The following is a 20,250-nucleotide window of genomic DNA, read 5'->3' on the forward strand; positions in this document are numbered from 1 at the left end:
CCCCCCGCATCCGGCCGTTCCCGGCCTCCCGCGCCCTGACCACCCTCTGACGGCACGCACCACGCATGTTCAATATTTCGAACGTTGGTCGGCTCTCAGAACGTCATCACTTCCACGGATTCCGACGGAACGTCAGAAGCCGCAGCAACCGAGTCCAATCCCCGGGCCGGCTCAACGAAGGAGATCAAGCATGCTCAGCAGAAGGAACTTCCTCACCGCGGCGGTCGGCGTGGCGGCTGCGACCGGAGTCGCGGCCTGCGCCAAGGAGGACGGCAATGTCGCCGCCTCCGCCGGCGGCGGCAGCAAGGCGATCACCCTCGGCTTCTCCCAGGTCGGCTCGGAGAGCGGCTGGCGCACCGCCAACAGCGACTCGGTGAAGTCGGCCGCGAAGGAGGCGGGTTACACCCTCAAGTTCTCCGACGCCCAGCAGAAGCAGGAGAACCAGATCTCCGCGATCCGCAACTACATCGCGCAGAAGGTCGACGTCATCGCCTTCTCGCCGGTAGTCGTCACCGGCTGGGACGCGGTGCTCAAGGAGGCCAAGGCCGCGAAGATCCCGGTGGTCCTCACCGACCGCTCCGTCGAGACCTCTGACGACTCCCTGTACGTGACCCTGGTGGGCTCCGACTTCACGGACGAGGGCCGGCGCGCCGCCAAGATCCTGGAGAAGGTCCTGGAGAAGGCGGGCCATAAGGGCGCCGTGAAGATCGCCCAGCTGGAGGGCACCACCGGTGCCGCCCCCGCGATCGAGCGCGCCAAGGGCTTCAAGGAGGTCATGGAGGCGGACCACGCGGACGACTGGAAGGTCGTCGTCAGCCAGACCGGTGACTTCACCCGGGCCGGCGGCAAGCAGGTCATGGCGGCCTTCCTCCAGTCCAACCCGGACATCAACGTGCTCTTCGCGCACAACGACGACATGGCCATCGGCGCCATCCAGTCCATCGAGGCGGCCGGCAAGAAGCCCGGCAAGGACATCCTCATCGTCTCCATCGACGGCGTGAAGGACGGCTTCGTCGCCATGTCCGAAGGCAAGATCAACGCCATCGTCGAGTGCAACCCGCTGCTCGGCCCGCAGCTGATGGAGGTCGTGAAGAAGGTCAAGGACGGCGAGACGGTCGAACGCTGGATCAAGACCAAGGAGAGCGACTTCATGCAGGACCAGGCCAAGGACGCGCTCCCCACCCGCAAGTACTGACCGACCGTCCCCACCGGCAGGGAGCCTCCGGCCGGCCGACATCCCTCGGCCGGGAGGCTCCCCGCGGACCTGGACCATTCACGAGGAGCGCTGCCATGGCAGAGCCGCAGCCCGTCCTGGAGATGACGGGCATAGTCAAAGAGTTTCCGGGGGTACGGGCTCTGTCGGGCGTCGACTTCCGGCTCTTCCCCGGCGAGATCCACGCCTTGATGGGCGAGAACGGTGCGGGGAAGTCCACCCTCATCAAGGTGCTGACGGGCGTCTACTCCCTGGACGGCGGCACGATCACCCTGGACGGCGAGTCCGTACGGTTCGGCAGCCCGCTCCAGGCGCAGCAGGCCGGCATCAGCACGGTCTACCAGGAGGTCAACCTCTGCCCCAACCTGTCGGTGGCGGAGAACATCTTCATCGGACGCGAACCCACCCGCGCCGGCCGCATCCAGTGGAAGCGGATGCGCAAGGAGGCGGCGGAGCTGGTCGACCGGCTCGGACTCGACATCGACGTCGCCGCGCCGCTGTCCTCGTACCCGCTGGCCGTGCAGCAACTGGTCGCGATCGTACGGTCGGTGGGCACCGGGGACCGGGACGGCGCGGGATTCGGCACCAAGGTGCTGGTCCTCGACGAGCCGACCTCCAGCCTCGACCGCGACGAGGTCCTCGAACTGTTCCGCCTGATGCGGCAGTTGAGGGACGAGGGCGTCGCGATCCTGTTCGTGTCGCACTTCCTCGACCAGATCTACGAGGTCTGCGACCGGATGACCGTCCTGCGCAACGGCACCCTGGTCGGCGAGCACCTGGTCCGCGACCTCGACCAGGTCGGGCTGATCGAGCTGATGATCGGCAAGGCCCTGGACCAGCTCGAGGAACTGCACGAGCACCAGATGCGCTCCGACGTCGGCGAGACACTGGTCAAGGCCGAGGGGCTCGGCCGCACCGGCGGGATCGCCCCCTTCGACCTGGAGATCAACAAGGGGGAGGTGCTCGGGCTCGCCGGCCTGCTGGGATCGGGCCGCACCGAACTCGCCCGGCTGCTGTTCGGAGCCGACCAGCCCGACAGCGGCAAGGTGACCATCGGCGGCAAGCAGGTCTCGATGAGCGCCCCGAACGACGCCATCGCGGCCGGTGTGGCGTTCTGCTCGGAGAACCGCAAGAGCGAGGGCCTGGTCCCCGACCTGACGGTCCGCGAGAACATCATCCTCGCCCTCCAGGCGGCCCGCGGCTGGACCCGGCCCATCCCGGCCTCCCAGCGCGACGAACTCGTCGCCGCGTACATCAAGGCGCTGGACATCCGCCCCGCCGACCCGGAGGCCCGCGTGGGCCGGCTCAGCGGGGGCAACCAGCAGAAGGTACTGCTCGCCCGCTGGCTGATCACCCAGCCGAAGCTGCTGATCCTCGACGAGCCGACGCGCGGCATCGACATCGGCGCCAAGACGGAGATCCAGAAACTGGTGGTGTCCCTCTCCGAGGACGGCATGTCGGTGCTGTACATCGCGGCCGAACTGGAGGAGGTGCTCCGGCTCAGCCACACCATCGGAGTGCTGCGCGACCGCCGGCTGGTGGCGCGGCTGACCAACGGGCCGGAGATCACCACCAGCAAGATCCTCGAGACCATCGCGAGCGGAGAACACCAGTGACCACCATCTCCCGCTGGCGAGCACTGACGCATCACCACCTGTTCTGGCCGGTCGCGGTCCTGATCGCCCTGCTGCTCGTCAACGTCCCCTTCACGCCCGACTTCTTCTCGATCAACATGACGGACGGCCACCTCTACGGCAGCCTCGTCTCCATCGTGCTGTTCGGCTCACCGCTGATCCTGGTCGCGGTCGGCATGACCCTCGTCATCGCCACCGGCGGCATCGACCTCTCCGTCGGTGCCGTGGTCGCCATCACCGGCGCCCTGACCTGTTCGTACATCAGCGACCAGGCCGATCAGAACACCCTGTCCGCGGTGTTCCTGGCGATGGGCATCGGGCTGGTGGCCGCGGTCGTCTGCGGTCTGTGGAACGGCTTCCTGGTGGCCAGGATGGGAATCCAGCCCATCATCGCGACCCTCATCATCATGGTCGCGGGCCGAGGTGTCGCCCAGCTGATCACCGACGGCCAGATCATCACCGTCAACAGCGAGCCGTACAAGCTGATCGGCGGCGGCTACTGGCTGACCCTGCCCTTCTCCGTCTTCGTGGTGGCCGCGGTGGTGGCCGTCACCGTGGCGCTGACCCGCCGCACCGCGCTCGGCCTGCTGGTCGAGTCGGTCGGCGGCAACGCCGAGGCCAGCCGCCTGGTCGGCATCAGGTCCACCCGCATCAAGATCATGGTCTACATGTTCTGCGCGCTGTGCGCGGGCATCGCGGGCCTGATGATCAGCTCCAACACCTCGGCCGCGGACGGCAACAACGCCGGTCTGTGGATCGAACTCGACGCGATCCTCGCCGTGGTGATCGGCGGCACCTCGCTGCTCGGCGGCCGGTTCTCCATCGGCGGCACGGTGGTCGGCGCCCTCGTCATCCAGACCCTGACCACCACGATCTACACCATCGGCGTACCGACCCAGACCAACCTGGTCTTCAAGGCCGCCGTCGTCATCGTCGTCTGCCTGCTTCAGTCCCCGAAGTTCCGGGCCAAGGTCTTCGGCGCGAAGGGCCCCCAGGGCCCGCGCCAGGGCGCCGCCCCGGTGGAGCCCGCTCCGGCGGCCGACGCCGCCCCGAAGATGGAGGTGTCGCGATGAGCGCGACCACCCAGACCCCCAAGGCGGCTCCGCGCGGCAGCACCGCCTCCCGTGCCCGTGCCACGCGCCTGCTCGGCGACCGGCGTCTGCCCGTCCTGGTCACGGCCGCCCTGTTCATCGCCATGTACGTCGGCGGCCTCAGCCGGTACCAGAACTACGGTTTCGCCGAACCCCAGGTGTTCCTCAACCTGTTCATCGACAACGGCTATCTGCTGGTCGCCGCCATCGGTGCCACCTTCGTCATCATGTCGGGCGGCATCGACCTGTCCGTGGGCTCGATGATCGGCTTCACCACCATGTTCACGGCGTGGCTGGTGGAACGTCAGGGCCTGCCGCTGCTCCTGGTCGTCCCCCTCGCACTGGCCGTCGGCGCCTTCGGCGGCTTCCTGATGGGCTACGTCATCCACAACTTCGAGATCCAGCCCTTCATCGTCACCCTCGCCGGGCTCTTCCTCTTCCGCGGGCTGTGCCTGGTCATCAGCAAGGAGTCCATCTCCATCAACGACGCCTCGGTGGGCACCCTGGCCCAGACGCGGGTGTCCCTGGGCGTGGGGGACCTGTCCATCGGCGCCGTCGTGGCCCTGGTCGTCCTCGCCGTCGCCTTCTACGTGCTCCACTACACCCGCTTCGGACGCCGTGTGTACGCCATCGGCGGCAACGAGCAGTCGGCCCTGCTCATGGGCCTTCCCCTGGGCGGCACGAAGATCGCCGTGTACACGGTGAGCGGCTTCTGCTCGGCCCTGGCGGGCCTGCTGTTCATGCTGTACATCCAGTCGGGCGACCCGCTGCACGCCGTCGGCATGGAACTCGACGCCATCGCCGCCGTGGTCATCGGCGGCACCCTGCTGACCGGCGGTTCCGGTTATGTGCTGGGCACGCTCTTCGGGGTGCTGGTGCTCGGCCTGATCAAGAGCGTCATCACCTTCGAGGGGACGCTCAGCTCCTGGTGGACGAAGATCGCCACGGGTGTGCTGCTGTGCGCCTTCATCCTGGTCCAGCGGACCATGACGTCACGCCGGAAGACCTGACGGACACGGCTGAGAGCCGCGACAGCGGCAGGTGAGTCAACGCCCTCGGCGCAGCGACCACGGGGGCACCGGAAAGTCAGACAAAGAAAGTCAGACAAAGACAGTCAAGCCAAGACAGGAGAAATGCACATGCGCGCGCTCCTCTCCAGGCTGTCGGCGATATCGCTCGCCGCCTGCCTCCTCTTCACAGGCCAGGCCCTGACCACACCTGACCGGGCCGCCGCCGCCGACCCGGGCTACCTGATGACGCACTTCGTCGGGGAGGGGTCGACCGGTCAGCAGATCTACTTCTCGCACAGCACGGACGGCCTGAACTGGAGCGACCTCAACGGCGGCGGGATGACCCTGCGTTCCACCGTGGGAACCCGTGGGGTGCGCGACCCCGCACTGGTCAGAGCCCCAGGCGGTGACAAGTACTGGATCATCGCGACCGACCTGTGCATCGGCTGCGGGCAGTCATGGGACGACTCCATGAACAACGGCAGCCGCAACCTCGTGGTGTGGGAGTCGACGGACCTGGTCACCTGGTCGCAGCCGTGGCTGCTCAACGTCGCCGGCGCGATCCCCGACGGGCGCAACGCCTGGGCACCCGAGGCCATCTGGAATCCCGAGACCAACGACTACGTCCTGTACTGGGCGACGAACGCGACCCGGGACGGCGTACTCAAACACCGCATCTACTACGCCCGCACCACCGACTTCCGCACCATCACCACCCCGCAGCTCTACATCGACCGCCCCGGCACCCAGAACATCATCGACACCCAGATCGTCGAGGTGCCGTCCGGCGTCGGCAGCCACCGCTACGTTCGAGCCTCCGGCGACGGCCAGATCACCCTCGAAGGCAGCAACTCGATCCTCGGCACATGGACGAACCTCGGCAACCTCTCGGGCATCGGCCTGACCGGCTCCCAGGTCGAAGGCCCGATGTGGATGAAGTTCAGGGACCGCGACGAGTGGACCCTGTACCTCGACCAGTACGCCTCCGGACGCGGCTACATGCCGGTCACGACGACCAACCCCTCCGCCTCCGGCACCTACCGGCTCCCGGCATCGGGAAGCTACAACCTGGGCGGGACCAAGAAGCGCCACGGCTCGATCCTCACCCTCACGGCCGCCGAGGAGAGCCGCGTGCTCGCACGCTGGGCCGACACCCCCGCCAAGCGGCTCCAGTCGTTCAACTTCCAGGACCGCTACGTGCGGCACACCAACTTCGACGTGCGCATCGACCAGAACGTCACGGGCCCGGACGCCCAGTTCCGCCTGCGACCCGGCCTGGCGGGTTCGGGCACCGTCTCCTTCGAGTCGGTCAACTTCCCCGGCCACTTCCTGCGGCACGCCGGATACGACTTCCAGCTGGCCTACAACGACGGCACCACCCGGTTCGCCGCGGACGCCACCTTCCGCCAGGTCGCCGGCCTCGCCGACCCGACATGGTCGTCCTTCCAGTCGTACAGCCATCCCGACCGGTACATCCGCCACTACGCCTACGAACTCCGCCTCGACCCGATCACCACGGCGACGGCCCGCAGCGACGCCACCTTCCGCGTGACGAACTGACCCACGCCCGACGGGTGATCCCATGACGTGACGAGCCCGCACCTGCGCGAGGCCCCTCGGCCATGGCGGGGGCCGCAGACGGTTGCGCCTGCGGCCCCGCTCGGGTGCCTCGCAGTCGTTACGGTCATCTCAGTTGCCGATCCCCCTCCTCCCGGTTGACCATGGGCGCCAACAAGGCAAGGAGGGCGACCGGATGGGGCTCATGCTCTGCCCTGCGGGCGACGACGTGGCCAGCCCCGACATCTCGTGGTCGCACTACGGGTTCAACCTGTTCAGGGAGTGGCTGGCCCAGACCGAGGGATTCACTCTCCCCGAGATGGCCGGCTTCGGGGGGAAGCGCCCGTGGAGCAGCGTCACCACCACGCTGACACCGTTGCTCAACCACCCAGACGACGACGGTGACCTCGCACCCGCTCAGTGCGCGGCCATGCTGCCACGGCTGGAAGCGATCGTCGACGAGCGGCTACGAGTCGCCGACGATCCCGTCCTCCAACGGCGCATCGATGACACCCGCCAGCTGATCGATGTCATGACGTACTGCGTGGACAAGGACGTCCCGCTCGACTTCTGCTGACTACCGGACGAGAGCTGTCCCGCCCCGGATGGCCGGTAGTTACGCAACATCACTTAGGGCAGGTCGCGGCGGACCAACGCCTGAGCGAATGGTTCTCCGGTGGCCCGGGCGTAGGCCATCCGCTCGCGCACCTCGCTGAGGGTGCGTGGGCGGTAGCCGGGGCCGCCGCAGCAACTCTTGTGGAAGCGCACACCGGCGTGCAGCAGCACGGAGAGGGTGCGCCAGGCGGCGGTGTCCCGCCTCTTGGGTGCCGCGAAGGCGGAGCCGACGTGGATCAGTGGTTCGGCGCAGCGTGGACAGACCCGGTCGTGGTCGTGGTAGCCGGGGTAGGGCTGCTTGTACGACGCCCGGCAGGGCAGGCAAACGTACGAGGTCTTTCCATGGGCCATGGCGGCAAGGGTAGAGCCGCCGCGGGGTCGGGCTCGACAGATTTCCGGTGTGCCGCGAGTACGAAGGCCCTCCCGTCCGACGGACGGAAGGGCCTCTGACCAGGTGTTTCTCTGTGCCCCCGGCAGGATTCGAACCTGCGACACCCGCTTTAGGAGTTCGATCTAGCGGACCCAACCGGCCCTCTGCACTCGGGACGTCGGGCCACCGCGGTTCGCGGAGAGCTGCTGTTGTCTGCCGTCGTTGATGTCAGCTGTGGATGTCAGGGAGCGGGCCCCCCGGGGGCCTCCGGGCGACTGCTCGTTCGAGCTTGGCGGCCCCGATCGCATGGCCTTCTCGTACTTGCTGGGTCGGTGGCCATGGGCACAGCGGGACCGTGAGGGGCAAGTTCGGCCGTAGGCATCAGCTTGAGAGCCTCGGGCTGTTCTGCCTTCACCCCGGTGCCCCGCTGTCCCTGCTCGTTCAGGTGCGGTTGTGGTCTGCGTAGGGAAGATCGGCCAACTGGGAGACCAAGTGCCTCTGGTGTTCTACTCTGGACGTGATGTGCGCCACACCGTGAGGCGAAGCACACATAACGTTGCCCTGCCGCGCTTGGAAGGTCTCGCTTCATGGCCGTCTCTTTCATTCCCGCTTCCAGGATGCTCGAACGGTCGAGGCTGGCTCAAGAAGAGTCTGATACTGCCTATTTCTTCGATCTCCTTTACCTGGGCGAGATGGTGACGAAAATTCTCGTCATTGAACTTATCACCGCCCTTGAGGACGATCGTGAGCGGCATAGGTACTCTCTCGAGTATGAGCTGGTCCGAGCGGATGGCATTGGAAAATGGGCCGAAGTGTTGGACCAGGCAATTTCTGGACCTGCCAGTCAGCATCTCAACGCCGGAGGTCGCGACTCTCAGCGGGCACTCGCTGAGACTTTTAAGCCAGGCACCCAAAGCTGGCAGCGGAAGGCAGTCGATTCTCTTAATGAGGTTTGCAGATGTCTTGAATCGAATTATGAAGACCTCGCGCGACAAAGGGTCAGCCTCAGGGCTTGGGTACGTCAATTCAGCTGGCTGAGAAATCGCACTCGTGGGCACGGTGCTCCGCGGGGTGCCACGCTATCCAGCATTTGCCCGAGGCTGCAAGATTCACTGTCGGAGATCCTGGAAAATGCACCTGCCTTCAACCGGGCATGGGCCCATCTTCACCGAAGTCTGTCAGGGAAGTATCGCATCAGTGCTTTCGGGAACGGGCGAGATGAATTCGCTTACCTTGCCCGCGAGAGTGATCACTCGCTGCCGGACGGCAGTTACATTTTCCTAGGGGAACCCCGTCGCTCTTCACTGTTCTTCACAGACCCCGATCTTACGGATTTCTTTCTTCCGAACGGTAATTTCCGCAACGGAAAGTTCGAAGCGCTGTCGTATATTAGCGACGAAGTGCGCACCATTGATGGTAGCGGTTATCTGCTTCCGAAAGAGGCGCAGCCTCTTTCGGAGACGACCGCGAGTCCAGCTATGGAGTCTGTCGGTAAGGCTCTTAGTAACGTTCCCCCACGCCCGGATCGCTATGTGCAGCGCGCTGCACTGGAAGGAGAACTTGAGGAACTCCTCTGTGACGATCGCCATCCGGTAATTACCCTTCAAGGGCGCGGGGGCGTAGGCAAGACGTCCCTGGCTTTGGAGGTGCTCCATAAGATCTCCCAAACGGATAATTTCTTCGGCATTATCTGGTTTAGTGCACGGGATATCGATCTTTTGCCGGAAGGGCCTAAAGTGGTCCGTCCAGATGTTCTCTCCATCGACGATGTAGCCAGAGATTTCGCCGGATTGATGGAAGTTGCGCCTTCACTGAAGGCGGCAGAAGCGCGAAAGTATCTGTCGGATAACTTGTCCGGGCAGTCAGAGTGGGGCCCGTTCGTTTTCGTGCTCGACAACTTTGAAACTATTAGAGATCAGGCTGAACTTTATCAGTTCCTTAGCAATTCCGTGCGCCTTCCAAACAAGGTGTTGATCACAACGCGGACGCGGGATTTCAAGGCAGACTATCCGATCGAAGTTAGTGGAATGAACGAAGGTGAGTTCAATGAACTTGTCGATGTGACGGCCGCAAGGCTCGGTATCATCGAGCTTGTAGACCATGAATACAGGGATGCGCTATATCGCGAATCTGGCGGCCATCCTTATATCACCAAAGTGCTGCTTGGTGAAGTGGCAAAAGAGGGGCGCCGGATTACTCCGAAGCGCGTCATGGCGGCAAAAGATGCAATGCTTGACGCTCTATTTGATCGTTCCTACGCTTCGCTTTCTTCGGCCGCTCAGCGAGTCTTTCTAACCCTGTGCAATTGGCGTTCCCTTGTTCCGCGCATCGGCCTAGAAGCGGTGCTTCTCAGGCCTGTAGTCGGAAATCCTGACACCGAAATCGCTCATCTGGACGTTGATGCTGCTTTGCGAGATCTGGAACAAAGGTCGCTAATTGAGGTTGTTCGCGAGGGGAGCGACGATCAGGAATTTCTCTCCATCCCGCTTGCGGCAGCAGAATTCGGAAAGAGGAAACTGGTTACGAGTCCGCTCAAAATTGCGATCGACTCAGACCTTGAGCTGATAAGAGGGTTTGGCGCTACGACCACCACGGACCTGGCACACGGTCTAGGCCCCCGGGTTGATCGCCTGGCGAGATCGGCAGCTTTGCGGGCTGAAAATGGGGAAGATGTCAGTCAGGAACTTTCCGTAATCGAATACATTGCCACCGGGTACCCGCCAGCATGGCTTACGCTAGCGCAACTCCAGCGAGATCAGTTGTCCGACCTGTCGGCGGCAATTCACTCCGTCAATCGCTACATCGAGAATCACCCGGAAGATCAAGAAGGGTGGAATCGGTTGGTGACCCTGTATCAGGCGGCTGATGATCCGCTCGCTGAAATGAACGCACGGTTGCAACTTGCTGAGCTCACTCGTCCAGCATTCAAAGATCTGAGTTCTGCGGCTTCTCGACTTAACGGTCTCCTCTCTCGCAGAGAGCTGGTTCTTGACGCTGATGAACGGCGCCTCATGGTTCGCAAGCTGCGTTCGCTTCTCGAATCCCGTCATAAGGAAGCAGACGCAACCGATCTTTCTCGACTCGCCTGGCTATGTATGTTCACTCAGGACACTGAGGCTGCCGAGCGCTGGGCGACGGAAGGATTGAATAGAGATCCCCATAACGAGCACTGTCTACGCCTGAAGCGTCGACTTGCTGCTGGCGCTAACGATGACTGATTTCTTCCGAGGGAAGTCGGAGCGGATAATCACCATCAAGGTCGGTGGAGCGGCTTTGGGGTGGCGCTGCTTTGGCGCGAGTGATCATGGCCCCGTAAGCTTGCGGCGCGTCCGGCAGTCTGTGGACCTGCCCGGTAAAGCACGACATTGGGGCCATGATCTTCGAGGCTCGCGCCAAAGTGGCTCCGTAAAGCCGTGGAGCCGGCCGCCCCAGCCATGACGTACCCCTTTTCTGGCATCAGGCAGTGACTGCCAAGTGCGCGGCACGGGCGCCGGCCGGGCTGGAGCGGGGCGGAGACAGGAGCGCAGGCCCGGCCGGGGGCCGGGCCGCGCGCGGGGAGCGGAGCGAGCCGCCTTGAACCAGTAGAGAAAGTTGTAACTCAGTCTGTGGCGCGGGCATTGAAGTCGTACGCGCAGGACGGTAGTTCGATGCCTTGCCGGTGGGCCATCGGTAGGAAGACCACTGGCCGGATCGTCCATGTGATGCGGGTGCTGGCGTGGGTCAGAGAGACCGTGCAGGGTTCCATGCGTAAGAGGGCTCGTCGCGTATCGATGCGGCCGTCGTAGAGCCAGGCCCAAGCCTCGTCGGAGGCGTCGGGGTCGAGTGCCGGTGAGATCGTGCGCAGGGCGACCGCTACCCATCTGTCTGCCTGCGGTGCCGAGTAGGCGTCGAAGGATGCCCGGAGCGTCGGCAACCCTGCCTCGTCGTTGACGTCTTGTGTCCAGCACTCGCACCAGAAGCCCCGCTGGGGCTTGTCCATCAGCACGGGTGTCCTCCCGGCTGGGGGTCCGTGAAGAGTTCGGCGGTGACGGTGTAGCCGCTGTGGCTGCCGTGGACGACGACCCGGTGAGCGGTGACGCTGACCATGCCCAAGCCGCGGCCGTGTACCGCGTCCATGCTCGGTAGCTCGACCTTCGGGGCCGTGCCCGTCCCTCCCTCGTCGGTGACCGACAGGGCGACCACCTTGGGGGAGACCGCGAGGGCCAGGTGGAAGCTGCCTGCCCCACCGCTCGCCGTGTGAAGGATCGCGTTCGCGCTCAGCTCGCTCACGATCAGTTCTGCGTCGTCGGCCAGGGGCGATCCGCGCAGGATGTCCCGCGTCCAGCGGCGAGCCCGGCTGACCTCTTCCGGAAAACCTGGGCAAGTGAGTCCCCAGACCCGGGCGGTGCTCGTATACTCGTGCATACAAGTTCCTTCGTGCTGGTAGGCCGCCATGTGCAGCGGGTTCGGGCTAGACGAGTTTCACGCCGTCGTGGGCGCGGATGGCCGGCGGGGATACGGCGTCCAGTGCGTCCAGGACGCGGATCGCGTATGCCTCGTCGGCGAGTTCGATGACTTCTTCGCGGGTGGCCCAGCGCAGTGCGCGGGTTTCGTCCCCGGTGGTGGGCGTGCCGTCGGCGGCCTCACAGCGGAAGACCATGGAGACGATCAAGCCCTTCATGTTCTTGTAGATGCCGGTCAGGGTCGCGGGAAGCGCGATCTTGATGCCGGTCTCTTCGAGAACTTCGCGCTGAAGCGCCTCGGGGATGGTTTCCTCGCGTTCGAGGATGCCGCCCGGGGGTTCCCAGTGGCCGTTGTCGCGGCGCTTGATCAGGAGGGCGCGGTCCTGGTCGTCGACGATGACTCCGGCGACGCTCACGGAGTGCGGACGTTCGGTGCTCACGTTCCTCTGCCCTCTCGGATGGCTAGGCTCTCCACCGTAGCAACAAAGCTCGCCCACTCGTCTAGATACCTAAAGGAGTACACGTGGCCTCTCTTTCCTCCGGCCTCCTCGGCGATCTCGACCCCACGAGCGATCGTGCGGTCTTTCGGCAGATCGCCGACCAGCTGCGCGAGGCCATCGACCGTGGGCGATTCAAGGAGGGCGAAAAGCTGCCCTCCGAGGCCGAACTTGTCGAGCATTACGGGGTTTCCCGTATGACGGTTCGAAACTCCTTCTCCGTCCTCCAGGGTGAGGGCCTGGTGCACGCCGAGCACGGCAAGGGCGTCTTCGTGCGACCACGCCCGCCTGTACGGCGTCTCGCCTCAGACCGGTTCGCCCGGCGTCATCGCGAGCAGGGGAAGTCCGCGTTCATCGTGGAGGCCGACGCCGCCGGCAGTCACCCACAGGTAGACAGCCTGGAGGTGAAGGAGGAGAAGGCCAGTCAGGACGTCTCCACCCGGCTCGGGTCCGTGCGACGCGTGCTGGCCCGGCGTCGCCGGTACCTGCTGGACGGGCGGCCGGTGGAGTTCGCCACCTCGTATCTGCCGCTTGACATCGCGCGCGGGACGCCGATCGCTGAGCCGAACCCCGGGCCCGGTGGCATCTACGCCCGGCTTGAGGAGCTGGGGCACCGCCTCGATCACTTCGAGGAAGAGATCCGTGCCCGGATGCCCTCGCCTGATGAGGTGCGGACGCTGCGGCTGGCCTCTGGCGTGCCGGTCATTCACCTGATCCGGACCGCGTTCGACCAGGAGGGGCGGGCCGTGGAGGTCTGTGACACGGTCATGGCGGCGGACGCGTACGTGCTGTCGTACCAGCTCCCGGCGACGTGAGCGCCTGATCGGCGGTGGTGCGCGGGGCTGCCTGCCTGAACTCGTACACCCCAACAGGCTTACTCATATAGACGAGTAGGCAAGCTGTGTGGCAAGGTGGTCGTCGTTCCCCGGAGATCGGGTTCGAACACCGCATTTTGTATAGACGAGTAGATGGGAAGAAGTCTTGCGCACCATTCGTGTAGAGACCTCGGCCGCAACGATCCTGCTGACCGAGGCGCCCGAGCCCAAGGTTCGCGACCGGCAGACGGGCGAGATCGCCAAGGACGTCACCAGCGGAGAGGCCCTGATGACGATCGGCGTCGTCTACCTGGAGGACGGCGAGTCGTCGCTGATCAAGGTCACCGTTCCGGAGAGCGGAGTGTCCGAGGGGCTCACGCTCGGGGCTCCGGTCTCGCTGCCGGGGCTGGTGGCCCGGCCGTGGGAGAGCGTCTTCAACGGGCAGCAGCGCCACGGCATCGCCTACCGCGCCGCCGCCGTGACACCGGCCGCGTTCCCGGCCGCCACCGGGGCCGTTGCCTGATGACCGATCTGACGGCACTTCTGGAGGTGGGTGGTCCTGTCGCCGCGCTCGGCGGCGGGGCCGCCTACGCCCGAGCCAAGCATCCCGGGGTGTACTGGTCCACGGTCGGCCTGCCGATATCCACGGCCCGGCTCCTCAGCTCGTACAGCTCGGTCATGGAGGCCTGCGGCCTGACCGTGGCTCCGTCCCGGCTGCGGATGCTGGCGGTCAAGGCCACCACTCGCCGTGAGGTCCGCCCCGTACCGCCGCGCCGGGGCATCATCCGCCCCACCTCGACCGGTCTGCGGCTCCGGCTCCGCCTCGCTCCGGGGCAGGAGCCGGCTGACGTCGCTGCCTCGGCGGAACGGCTGCGGCATGCCTGGGGTGTTCACGCCGTGTACGTCTCGACGGTCAAGCCGGGGGTGGTCGAACTGCGGCTCGTCGGCTTCGATGTCCTGCGCCGGGTGCGTATGCCGAGCAAGATCGACAGGGGGGTGCTGCGCATCCCGGTTGCCCTGCGGGAAGACGCCACGCCCTTTGTGCGCGACTACCGGGCCGTGCCGCACCAACTCACCCTCGGCGCCACGCTGTCGGGCAAGTCCATGTACCTGCGGCACTTGATCACCGGACTCGCCTCTCAGCCGGTCGCCCTGGTCGGCATTGACTGCAAGCGCGGTGTGGAGCTGGCGCCGTTCGCCTCCCGCCTCTCCGCGCTGGCGACCGATCCGGAACAGGCAGCCGAGCTGCTGCCCGTGCTCGTGAAGGAAATGGAGGACCGATATGACCTGATCAAGGCCCGGCAAGGCATCGCCCCGGACACCCCGGCCGAGGAAATCACCTCGGACGTCTGGGGACTGCCTGAGTCCGAACGCCCGGTCCCGGTTGTGCTGTTCGTGGACGAGGTGGCTGAACTCTTCCTGGTCGCCACCAGGAAGGACGAGGAACGGCGGGATGAGATGGTCACCCAGCTCATCCGGCTCGCCCAGCTCGGCCGGGCCGCCGGCATCTACCTGGAGGTCTGCGGCCAGCGCTTCGGCGCCGAGCTGGGCAAGGGCGCCACCATGCTGCGGGCCCAGTTGACCGGCCGCGTCTGCCACCGCGTCAACGACGAAGCCTCCGCGAAGATGGCGCTCGGCGACATCGCCCCCGAAGCGGTCACGGCCGCCTGCGCCATCGCCCCTGAACGGCCCGGCCTCGCCGTGGCCGGTGACACCTCCGGCGGCTGGTCCCGCATCCGCACGCCGTACCTGCCCCTCGGCGACGCTGCCGAGACCTGCCGCGAGTGGGCCCACTTGGTCCCCGAGCTGCCCGCACTCAAGCCCTTCCGGCCCGATGTGCCCGTACGGCCCGTCGAGACACCGGGCCCGGCCGTGCGGCCTCAACCGGTGACCGACTGACCCGCGTCCCCACTCAACCCCGGTCGGCGTGACCGCCTCACGCCACGTCCCTAGCCCTCCCATGCCCGAACCCGGAAGGAGCCGCAGCATGCGCGCCCACCTGGCCCGCGTCGACGCGGTGCTCGTTCAGGCAGTCATCGCCGCCGCACTGTCCTTCGCCCACCTCCACGACGTCGCCTCGGCGGCCGGACAGGACGGGTGGAAAGCGTGGGCCTACCCGATCAGCGTTGACCTGCTGCTCGTCGCCGCCTGGCGCAGACTGCGCTCCGGGGAGGCGAAAGCGGCCGGGTGGTGCTGGTTCCTGATCGCACTCGCCGCGTCCCTCGGCGCGAACGTCGCCACCGCCGGGCTGCTCGACCTGGATCACGTACCGGCCTGGCTGCGCATCCTCGTGGCGGGCTGGCCCGCGGTCGCCTTCCTCGGCGGAACCCTCCTGGTCCACTCGCCGCCGGCACACGACGAGACCACTGACGCCGTGGGCCACCAGGAATCCGAGGACATCGAGGACCAGGAGCTCGCGCCCGATCCCGCACCAGACCCCCCGATGCCACCGGCGGCCGACCCGGTACCGGCCCCGCCGTTGGCCCCGCCTCCGGTCCCTGTCCCGGCCGCCCTGGTCGAGCACGCCCGCAAAGTCGCCGCCGAGCACCACACCCGCACCGGAACGGCCATCGACACCCCGACCCTGCGCGCACGCCTCGGCGTCCCGCCGTCCATGGCCGAAGCCATCGCTGCCCAACTCACCTGACCAGCAAAGGGAGACCATGCCGCTCTTCTGCTTCAACACGGCCGCCGACTACCTCGCAGCGGCCCGCGAGATGGCCGCAAGTGGTCGGTCGGCACTCGCCCGGCTCCTCGCTGAAGAAGCCGCCGACCGCACGCGGGATCCGGAAGAAGCCGCCCGGATCCTGCGCGACTTCCCCCACCCCAGCCCGCGACAGGAGGACTGACCATGCCCGCACCGAAGCGCTTTCGCCACGTCAGCCGCATCGGCCCCGTCCAGGTCGGCACGTCCTACGACGGTAGTGGCCGGGAGAAGCACACCGCCGCCTGCACCGCCCCGCGCTGCGGCTTCTCCGCCGACTACGACAGCCGTGCCGCCGCCGAGCTGGCCGCCCGTACCCACCGCTGCCCCGTCCGCTGAAAGGACCTGCGCCTCGTGACCGTCAGCCTGCCGCTCGTCGTCGTCCTCGGCTTCTTCGCTTGGGGAGCAGTCAGGTTCCTCGGCGTCCGCGTCTGGATCGTCGTCCTGATCGCCCTCTTCGGCTTCTGGCTCTCCCGCACCTTCCTCGCACCCGCCATCGAGTCCGGCACGCGCTCCGGCGTGACTGTCATAAACGGCTGACACGACTAGACGAGTAGATAAGGAGACCGCGACCGTGTTCCTCCCGAAGTACCCCGACAGCCCGACCCCGCCGCCCGCTCACACCCACACCCCGACTGAGGCGGCGCCCGTACGGCGCTCGCTGCCCTCGGTCTCCGTCGATCAGAAGACCGTCGTCGCCCTGGTCGTCGGCGGGGTCGTCCTCACCGCGCTCCTGGCGGCCGTCGCCGTCACGGCCATCTCCGTTGCCGTGGCCGCCATCGTCCTGCGCTCCATGCTCCGCGATCACCACCGCCGCTGAACCGCGCTGGCCTCCGGGGCGGCGGCACACGACCAAGCATTTCGCCGCCCCGGCGCCTGCTCCTCCCGACCCAGCAAGTCAGAAGGGGAACGCCATCTTCACCCGCACCACTCCGGCACCTCTCCCGGAACTCGCGAACCTGGCCGCGCAGGGCACGCTGCCGGGTATCCTCCGCCAGCTCTCCGGACTCGGCGGCTGCACCAGCCCGATCCGCCTTGACGGCCACCGCACCGAGTACGACGTCGACACCCGCACCGGCGAGATTGGCAACGWCCTCCACCGCCTCGACTCGACCAGCCTCCCGGCCGGACAGCTCCTCGTCCGCTGCAACAACCGCCGCACGACCCGCTGCGCGGCCTGCGCCGAGGTCTACCGCCGCGACACCTTCCACCTGATCACCTCCGGCCTGCGCGGCGGCAAGGGCACCCCCGAACACGTCGCCATGCACCCGCGCGTGTTCGCCACCTTCACCGCGCCGAGCTTCGGCCCGGTTCACAACCGCCCCTCCAGCGGGCGCCCCTGCCGCTGCGGCACCCACCACGACCAGGACGACGACGTACTCGGCTCCGCGCTCGACCCGGACACCTACGACTACGAAGCTGCCGTGCTCTGGAACGCCCACGCCGGTCCGCTCTGGCGGCGCTTCTCCACCTACCTGCGCCGAGAGGTCGCCAAGCGCGCCGGCCTGTCTCAGCGGCGCTTTCGCGAGCACGCCCGCGTGTCCTTCGCCAAGGTCGCCGAGTACCAGAAGCGCGGCGCAGTCCACTTCCACGCCGTCATCCGCATCGACGGCCCCAGCGGCGGCGACACTCCACCCCCTACCTGGGCAACCGCCGATCTACTCACGGACGCGATCCGCGCTGCCGCTGCCAGGGTTCGCGTGGACGGACCGGTCATCGACGGCCGTGCGCACACCTTCACCTTCGGCCGCCAACTCGACGTCCGCCCCATCCGCTCGGCCGACTTCAACGACGGCCAGGAGCTCACCGAACGAGCCGTCGCCGCCTACATCGCCAAGTACGCCACCAAGGGCGCTGAGACAGCGACGGGAGCTCTCGACCGGCCGCTCAAGTTCGCCGCCGAACTGGCCCAGCTCGACATCAGCGACCACGCCCGCCGCATGATCCGCACCGCATGGTTCCTCGGCGCACGCAAGGACCTCGAACACCTCCGCCTGCGCGCCTGGGCCCACATGCTCGGATTCCGCGGCCACTTCTCCACCAAGTCCCGCCGCTACTCCACCACCCTCGGCGCCCTCCGCGACGCCCGCGCCGAATGGCGCCGTGCGCAAGCCACACCTGGCAACGGCCCCGACCCCGACACGACGTACGTGCTCTCGCACTGGGTCTTCGCCGGAACCGGCCTCTCGGACGCCGAAGCCTGGCTTGCCGCGTCCCTTGAACCCGCCCCCGGAACGGAAGGAGAGCCCACCCATGCATGACGACGAACTGCTGACGGTGCCTGACGTGATGGAGCGGCTGAAGCTCGGCCGCTCAACCGTCTACGACCTCATCCGCTCCCGTCGTCTGCCCTCGATCACCATCGGCCGATGCCGTCGCATCCCCGCGCGGGCTGTCCGCGAGTACATCACCAACGAACTGGAGGCAGCCGCCTGATGGCCCAGCAACGCAAGCGCAACCCCAACGGCGCCGGCACCATCACCAAGCGCAAGGACGGCCGCTTCCAGTGCGCGGTCTACGTCCTCCAGCCGGACGGAACCCGGGCCCGCAAGTTCGCCTACGGCAAGACTTGGGCCGAGTGTGACGCCAAGCGTCGTGAGCTGCTCGACAAGGTGGACCAGGGTGTGCCCGTGCCCACCAAGTCGGCCAGGCTTTCGGACTGGCTCCCTTACTGGCTGGACAACGTCATCAAGCCCCGGCGGAAGCTCAGCACGTTCGACAAGTACGAGGCACACGTCCGGCTCTACCTCGTGCCCCTGCTCGGCTCCAAGCGGCTCGAATCCCTCGGCGTCGCTGACGTCCGCCGCTTCCTCGTTCGCCTGGAGAGGGAGACGACCGCCGCAACGGCCAAAGAATCGCACCGAGTTCTGCGCTCGGCGCTGTCCTCCGCCTGCCGCGAGGAGTTGATCACGCGCAACGTCGCCAAGCTCGTCGAGCCGCCCCGCACCGACAAGCCCGAGCTGCACCCCTGGACCCTCGACGAGACGCTCGACTTCCTCGCAGCCTCCCGCAAAGACCCGCTCTACGCGGCCTTCGTCCTGGCCATCGCTATGGGGCTCCGCCGCGGAGAGATCGTGGGCCTGCGCTGGTCGGACCTCGACCTCGACAACCGCGTCCTCTATGTCCGCCACCAGGTCCAGCGCCGCCGGGGCGTCCTGTACGACGACGACCCCAAGAGCCGCCGTCGCCGGGCGGTTCCTCTCCCCGCCCTGTGCATCGCGCCCCTGCGCTGGCACCGCCTGTGGCAGGCGGACGCTCGTGCCAAGGCGGGGGAGAGGTGGCAGGAGTCGGACTACGTGTTCGCCACCCGAACCGGCCGCCCTGTCGAGCCGCGCAACCTGTACCGCTCCTTCACTCGCGTCGCCGAGTCCGCCGGCCTCCGCGTGATCCGGCTGCACGACGCCCGCCACGGAACGGCCACCCTCCTCACGGCGGCCGGAGTCGCGCCCCGCGTCGTGATGGAGATCCTCGGTCACTCCCAGATCAGCATCACCATGGACGTCTACACGCACGTCGTCCAAGACACGCAGCGCGAGGCCATGAGCCACATGGACCGGCTGCTCAGGAGGCGCCGCATCCGCGAGTGACCGCCCGCGTTGATGTCAGAAGTGGATGTCAAAGGCCCCGGACCATGATCGGTCCGGGGCCTTTTTGCTGGTGCCCCCGGCAGGATTCGAACCTGCGACACCCGCTTTAGGAGAGCGGTGCTCTATCCCCTGAGCTACGAAGGCAGTGGCATCGGACGCAAGCAGCGGCGTGCCTGTGGTCTGGGAGGACCACAGGCGTCAGCGTACCGGATACGGGTCGGGTGGGTGTGGGGGTCAGGTCAGGGGGACGTGGGTGAAGCGGCCGGCGGTGTGGAGGTCCGATTCGATGCGGGTGGCTGTCGAGGTCAGCTCGGGGAGCAGGTCCGTCACGCACTCCCGCAGGGTGTGGCGGCTGGCGTGCATGGCGGTGTTCAGGGCGGCCACCACCCTTCCGGACCGGTCGCGGATCGGGACCGCGAGGGAGCGGAGGCCTTCTTCCAGTTCCTCGTCGACCAGGGCGTAGCCCTGGGAGCGGATCGAGGTCAGGCCGAGTTGTTCGTGGTCCCTGTGTCTGTCCGCCAGCAGGACTCGGCCCAGTGCCGTCGCGTGCGCCGGCAGGCGTGTGCCCACCGTGATGTTCACGCTCATCACCCGGCCCGTCGCCACCCTGGCCGTGTACTGGATCTCCTCGCCCGAGTCCGAGAGCACCGCCAGCGACGTCGACTCGTGGATGCGGGACGTCAGGTCGGACAGGTGGGGCTGGGCGATCTCGGGG

24 protein-coding genes and 1 tRNA gene are annotated in these 20,250 nt (G+C 66.7%); 18 read left to right on the top strand and 7 right to left on the bottom strand.

Annotated elements, in window-relative coordinates:
* The first annotated feature begins 190 nt into the window (after positions 1 to 190).
* The 6 genes from CA983_RS23245 to CA983_RS23270 all read left to right on the top strand — a co-directional run bounded on the left by CA983_RS23245 (position 191) and on the right by CA983_RS23270 (position 7,082).
* Positions 191 to 1,195 carry an ABC transporter substrate-binding protein gene (locus CA983_RS23245; RefSeq protein WP_086602830.1) on the top strand — a complete coding sequence of 335 codons (1,005 nt, stop codon included), beginning with the start codon at positions 191 to 193 and terminating at the stop codon, positions 1,193 to 1,195.
* A gap of 95 nt (positions 1,196 to 1,290) precedes the next feature.
* On the top strand, positions 1,291 to 2,829 hold the full coding sequence (locus CA983_RS23250) for a sugar ABC transporter ATP-binding protein (RefSeq protein ID WP_086602831.1): 1,539 nt from the start codon (positions 1,291 to 1,293) through the stop codon (positions 2,827 to 2,829).
* On the top strand, positions 2,826 to 3,920 hold the full coding sequence (locus CA983_RS23255) for an ABC transporter permease (RefSeq protein ID WP_086602832.1): 1,095 nt from the start codon (positions 2,826 to 2,828) through the stop codon (positions 3,918 to 3,920). The genes CA983_RS23250 and CA983_RS23255 overlap by 4 nt, the downstream gene beginning before the upstream one ends.
* On the top strand, positions 3,917 to 4,948 hold the full coding sequence (yjfF, locus tag CA983_RS23260) for a galactofuranose ABC transporter, permease protein YjfF (protein WP_086602833.1): 1,032 nt from the start codon (positions 3,917 to 3,919) through the stop codon (positions 4,946 to 4,948). Before CA983_RS23255 ends, yjfF begins: the two co-directional genes overlap by 4 nt.
* A 129-nt stretch (positions 4,949 to 5,077) precedes the next feature.
* A complete protein-coding gene (locus CA983_RS23265) occupies positions 5,078 to 6,508 on the top strand; it encodes a glycoside hydrolase family 43 protein (protein WP_086602834.1) in 1,431 nt (476 codons plus the stop codon).
* Between the two features lie 193 nt (positions 6,509 to 6,701).
* Entirely contained in the window at positions 6,702 to 7,082 is a 381-nt protein-coding gene (locus tag CA983_RS23270) for a hypothetical protein (protein WP_086602835.1), read from the top strand.
* Positions 7,083 to 7,135: 53 nt separating this feature from the next.
* Here the strand turns inward: CA983_RS23270 and CA983_RS23275 are convergent, their stop codons facing one another.
* Positions 7,136 to 7,471 (bottom strand): deoxyxylulose-5-phosphate synthase, encoded by a 336-nt coding sequence (locus CA983_RS23275; protein ID WP_086602836.1) that lies wholly within the window; start codon positions 7,469 to 7,471, stop codon positions 7,136 to 7,138.
* A gap of 606 nt (positions 7,472 to 8,077) precedes the next feature.
* On the opposite strand from CA983_RS23275, the gene CA983_RS45890 reads away from it, so the two are divergent.
* Positions 8,078 to 10,708 carry an NB-ARC domain-containing protein gene (locus CA983_RS45890; protein ID WP_143645539.1) on the top strand — a complete coding sequence of 877 codons (2,631 nt, stop codon included), beginning with the start codon at positions 8,078 to 8,080 and terminating at the stop codon, positions 10,706 to 10,708.
* 380 nt (positions 10,709 to 11,088) lie between these two features.
* Here CA983_RS45890 and CA983_RS23285 read toward each other — a convergent pair whose 3' ends face one another.
* From CA983_RS23285 to CA983_RS48035, 4 genes are read right to left on the bottom strand one after another with little or no spacing between them, the layout of a single operon-like run.
* The gene (locus CA983_RS23285) at positions 11,089 to 11,469 is read right to left on the bottom strand and encodes a hypothetical protein (RefSeq protein ID WP_167407438.1); all 381 of its coding nucleotides are present in this window, start codon (positions 11,467 to 11,469) and stop codon (positions 11,089 to 11,091) included.
* Positions 11,469 to 11,894 carry an ATP-binding protein gene (locus CA983_RS23290; RefSeq protein ID WP_086602839.1) on the bottom strand — a complete coding sequence of 142 codons (426 nt, stop codon included), beginning with the start codon at positions 11,892 to 11,894 and terminating at the stop codon, positions 11,469 to 11,471. The genes CA983_RS23285 and CA983_RS23290 overlap by 1 nt, the downstream gene beginning before the upstream one ends.
* 46 nt (positions 11,895 to 11,940) lie before the next feature.
* On the bottom strand, positions 11,941 to 12,348 hold the full coding sequence (locus CA983_RS23295) for an NUDIX hydrolase (protein ID WP_062931480.1): 408 nt from the start codon (positions 12,346 to 12,348) through the stop codon (positions 11,941 to 11,943).
* 20 nt (positions 12,349 to 12,368) lie between these two features.
* Positions 12,369 to 12,611 carry a hypothetical protein gene (locus tag CA983_RS48035; RefSeq protein WP_244207069.1) on the bottom strand — a complete coding sequence of 81 codons (243 nt, stop codon included), beginning with the start codon at positions 12,609 to 12,611 and terminating at the stop codon, positions 12,369 to 12,371.
* Here CA983_RS48035 and CA983_RS23300 point away from each other — a divergent pair.
* The 11 genes from CA983_RS23300 to CA983_RS23350 all read left to right on the top strand — a co-directional run bounded on the left by CA983_RS23300 (position 12,525) and on the right by CA983_RS23350 (position 19,535).
* A complete protein-coding gene (locus CA983_RS23300) occupies positions 12,525 to 13,244 on the top strand; it encodes a GntR family transcriptional regulator (RefSeq protein WP_233580483.1) in 720 nt (239 codons plus the stop codon). The two genes, CA983_RS48035 and CA983_RS23300, sit on opposite strands and share 87 nt — an antisense overlap.
* A gap of 166 nt (positions 13,245 to 13,410) precedes the next feature.
* Complete coding sequence (locus CA983_RS23305; protein WP_086602841.1) at positions 13,411 to 13,767, top strand: SCO3933 family regulatory protein; 357 nt, start codon at positions 13,411 to 13,413, stop codon at positions 13,765 to 13,767.
* Positions 13,767 to 15,143, top strand: a complete 1,377-nt coding sequence (locus CA983_RS23310) for an FtsK/SpoIIIE domain-containing protein (protein ID WP_086602842.1) — start codon at positions 13,767 to 13,769, stop codon at positions 15,141 to 15,143. The genes CA983_RS23305 and CA983_RS23310 overlap by 1 nt, the downstream gene beginning before the upstream one ends.
* 88 nt (positions 15,144 to 15,231) lie before the next feature.
* Complete coding sequence (locus CA983_RS23315) at positions 15,232 to 15,891, top strand: DUF2637 domain-containing protein (RefSeq protein WP_086602843.1); 660 nt, start codon at positions 15,232 to 15,234, stop codon at positions 15,889 to 15,891.
* Between the two features lie 16 nt (positions 15,892 to 15,907).
* A complete protein-coding gene (locus tag CA983_RS23320) occupies positions 15,908 to 16,093 on the top strand; it encodes a hypothetical protein (protein WP_086602844.1) in 186 nt (61 codons plus the stop codon).
* Positions 16,094 to 16,095: 2 nt separating this feature from the next.
* Positions 16,096 to 16,287 (top strand): mobile element transfer protein, encoded by a 192-nt coding sequence (locus CA983_RS23325; RefSeq protein WP_086602845.1) that lies wholly within the window; start codon positions 16,096 to 16,098, stop codon positions 16,285 to 16,287.
* 15 nt (positions 16,288 to 16,302) lie between these two features.
* On the top strand, positions 16,303 to 16,488 hold the full coding sequence (locus CA983_RS23330) for a hypothetical protein (protein WP_086602846.1): 186 nt from the start codon (positions 16,303 to 16,305) through the stop codon (positions 16,486 to 16,488).
* 34 nt (positions 16,489 to 16,522) lie between these two features.
* Entirely contained in the window at positions 16,523 to 16,768 is a 246-nt protein-coding gene (locus CA983_RS23335) for a SpdD protein (RefSeq protein WP_086602847.1), read from the top strand.
* Between the two features lie 139 nt (positions 16,769 to 16,907).
* Entirely contained in the window at positions 16,908 to 18,209 is a 1,302-nt protein-coding gene (locus tag CA983_RS23340; protein ID WP_244207067.1) for a replication initiator, read from the top strand.
* Positions 18,202 to 18,384, top strand: coding sequence for a helix-turn-helix domain-containing protein (locus CA983_RS23345; protein WP_086602848.1), 183 nt, complete (start codon positions 18,202 to 18,204; stop codon positions 18,382 to 18,384). The genes CA983_RS23340 and CA983_RS23345 overlap by 8 nt, the downstream gene beginning before the upstream one ends.
* Positions 18,384 to 19,535 (top strand): tyrosine-type recombinase/integrase, encoded by a 1,152-nt coding sequence (locus CA983_RS23350; protein WP_086602849.1) that lies wholly within the window; start codon positions 18,384 to 18,386, stop codon positions 19,533 to 19,535. The genes CA983_RS23345 and CA983_RS23350 overlap by 1 nt, the downstream gene beginning before the upstream one ends.
* A 68-nt stretch (positions 19,536 to 19,603) precedes the next feature.
* Here CA983_RS23350 and CA983_RS23355 read toward each other — a convergent pair.
* Together CA983_RS23355 and CA983_RS23360 are read right to left on the bottom strand one after the other, a co-directional pair.
* A tRNA-Arg gene (locus tag CA983_RS23355) sits at positions 19,604 to 19,679 on the bottom strand.
* A gap of 90 nt (positions 19,680 to 19,769) precedes the next feature.
* Positions 19,770 to 20,250: IclR family transcriptional regulator domain-containing protein (locus CA983_RS23360; protein WP_279628458.1), on the bottom strand; the 481-nt coding region annotated here is incomplete at its 5' end.

The organism is Streptomyces swartbergensis, assembly GCF_002148965.1.
GTDB lineage: Bacteria > Actinomycetota > Actinomycetes > Streptomycetales > Streptomycetaceae > Streptomyces > Streptomyces swartbergensis.

What these genes read in the sequence shown, in the direction of transcription:
- CA983_RS23245 (WP_086602830.1), top strand. Translation starts at nt 191, where the DNA reads ATGCTCAGCAGAAGGAACTTCCTCACCGCGGCGGTCGGCGTGGCGGCT.
- CA983_RS23250 (WP_086602831.1), top strand. Translation starts at nt 1,291, where the DNA reads ATGGCAGAGCCGCAGCCCGTCCTGGAGATGACGGGCATAGTCAAAGAG.
- yjfF (WP_086602833.1), top strand. Translation starts at nt 3,917, where the DNA reads ATGAGCGCGACCACCCAGACCCCCAAGGCGGCTCCGCGCGGCAGCACC.
- CA983_RS23265 (WP_086602834.1), top strand. Translation starts at nt 5,078, where the DNA reads ATGCGCGCGCTCCTCTCCAGGCTGTCGGCGATATCGCTCGCCGCCTGC.
- CA983_RS23270 (WP_086602835.1), top strand. Translation starts at nt 6,702, where the DNA reads ATGGGGCTCATGCTCTGCCCTGCGGGCGACGACGTGGCCAGCCCCGAC.
- CA983_RS23275 (WP_086602836.1), bottom strand. Translation starts at nt 7,471, where the DNA reads ATGGCCCATGGAAAGACCTCGTACGTTTGCCTGCCCTGCCGGGCGTCG.
- CA983_RS45890 (WP_143645539.1), top strand. Translation starts at nt 8,078, where the DNA reads ATGGCCGTCTCTTTCATTCCCGCTTCCAGGATGCTCGAACGGTCGAGG.
- CA983_RS23285 (WP_167407438.1), bottom strand. Translation starts at nt 11,469, where the DNA reads ATGGACAAGCCCCAGCGGGGCTTCTGGTGCGAGTGCTGGACACAAGAC.
- CA983_RS23290 (WP_086602839.1), bottom strand. Translation starts at nt 11,894, where the DNA reads ATGCACGAGTATACGAGCACCGCCCGGGTCTGGGGACTCACTTGCCCA.
- CA983_RS48035 (WP_244207069.1), bottom strand. Translation starts at nt 12,611, where the DNA reads ATGCTCGACAAGTTCGGCCTCGGAGGGCAGCTTTTCGCCCTCCTTGAA.
- CA983_RS23310 (WP_086602842.1), top strand. Translation starts at nt 13,767, where the DNA reads ATGACCGATCTGACGGCACTTCTGGAGGTGGGTGGTCCTGTCGCCGCG.
- CA983_RS23315 (WP_086602843.1), top strand. Translation starts at nt 15,232, where the DNA reads ATGCGCGCCCACCTGGCCCGCGTCGACGCGGTGCTCGTTCAGGCAGTC.
- CA983_RS23320 (WP_086602844.1), top strand. Translation starts at nt 15,908, where the DNA reads ATGCCGCTCTTCTGCTTCAACACGGCCGCCGACTACCTCGCAGCGGCC.
- CA983_RS23325 (WP_086602845.1), top strand. Translation starts at nt 16,096, where the DNA reads ATGCCCGCACCGAAGCGCTTTCGCCACGTCAGCCGCATCGGCCCCGTC.
- CA983_RS23345 (WP_086602848.1), top strand. Translation starts at nt 18,202, where the DNA reads ATGCATGACGACGAACTGCTGACGGTGCCTGACGTGATGGAGCGGCTG.
- CA983_RS23350 (WP_086602849.1), top strand. Translation starts at nt 18,384, where the DNA reads ATGGCCCAGCAACGCAAGCGCAACCCCAACGGCGCCGGCACCATCACC.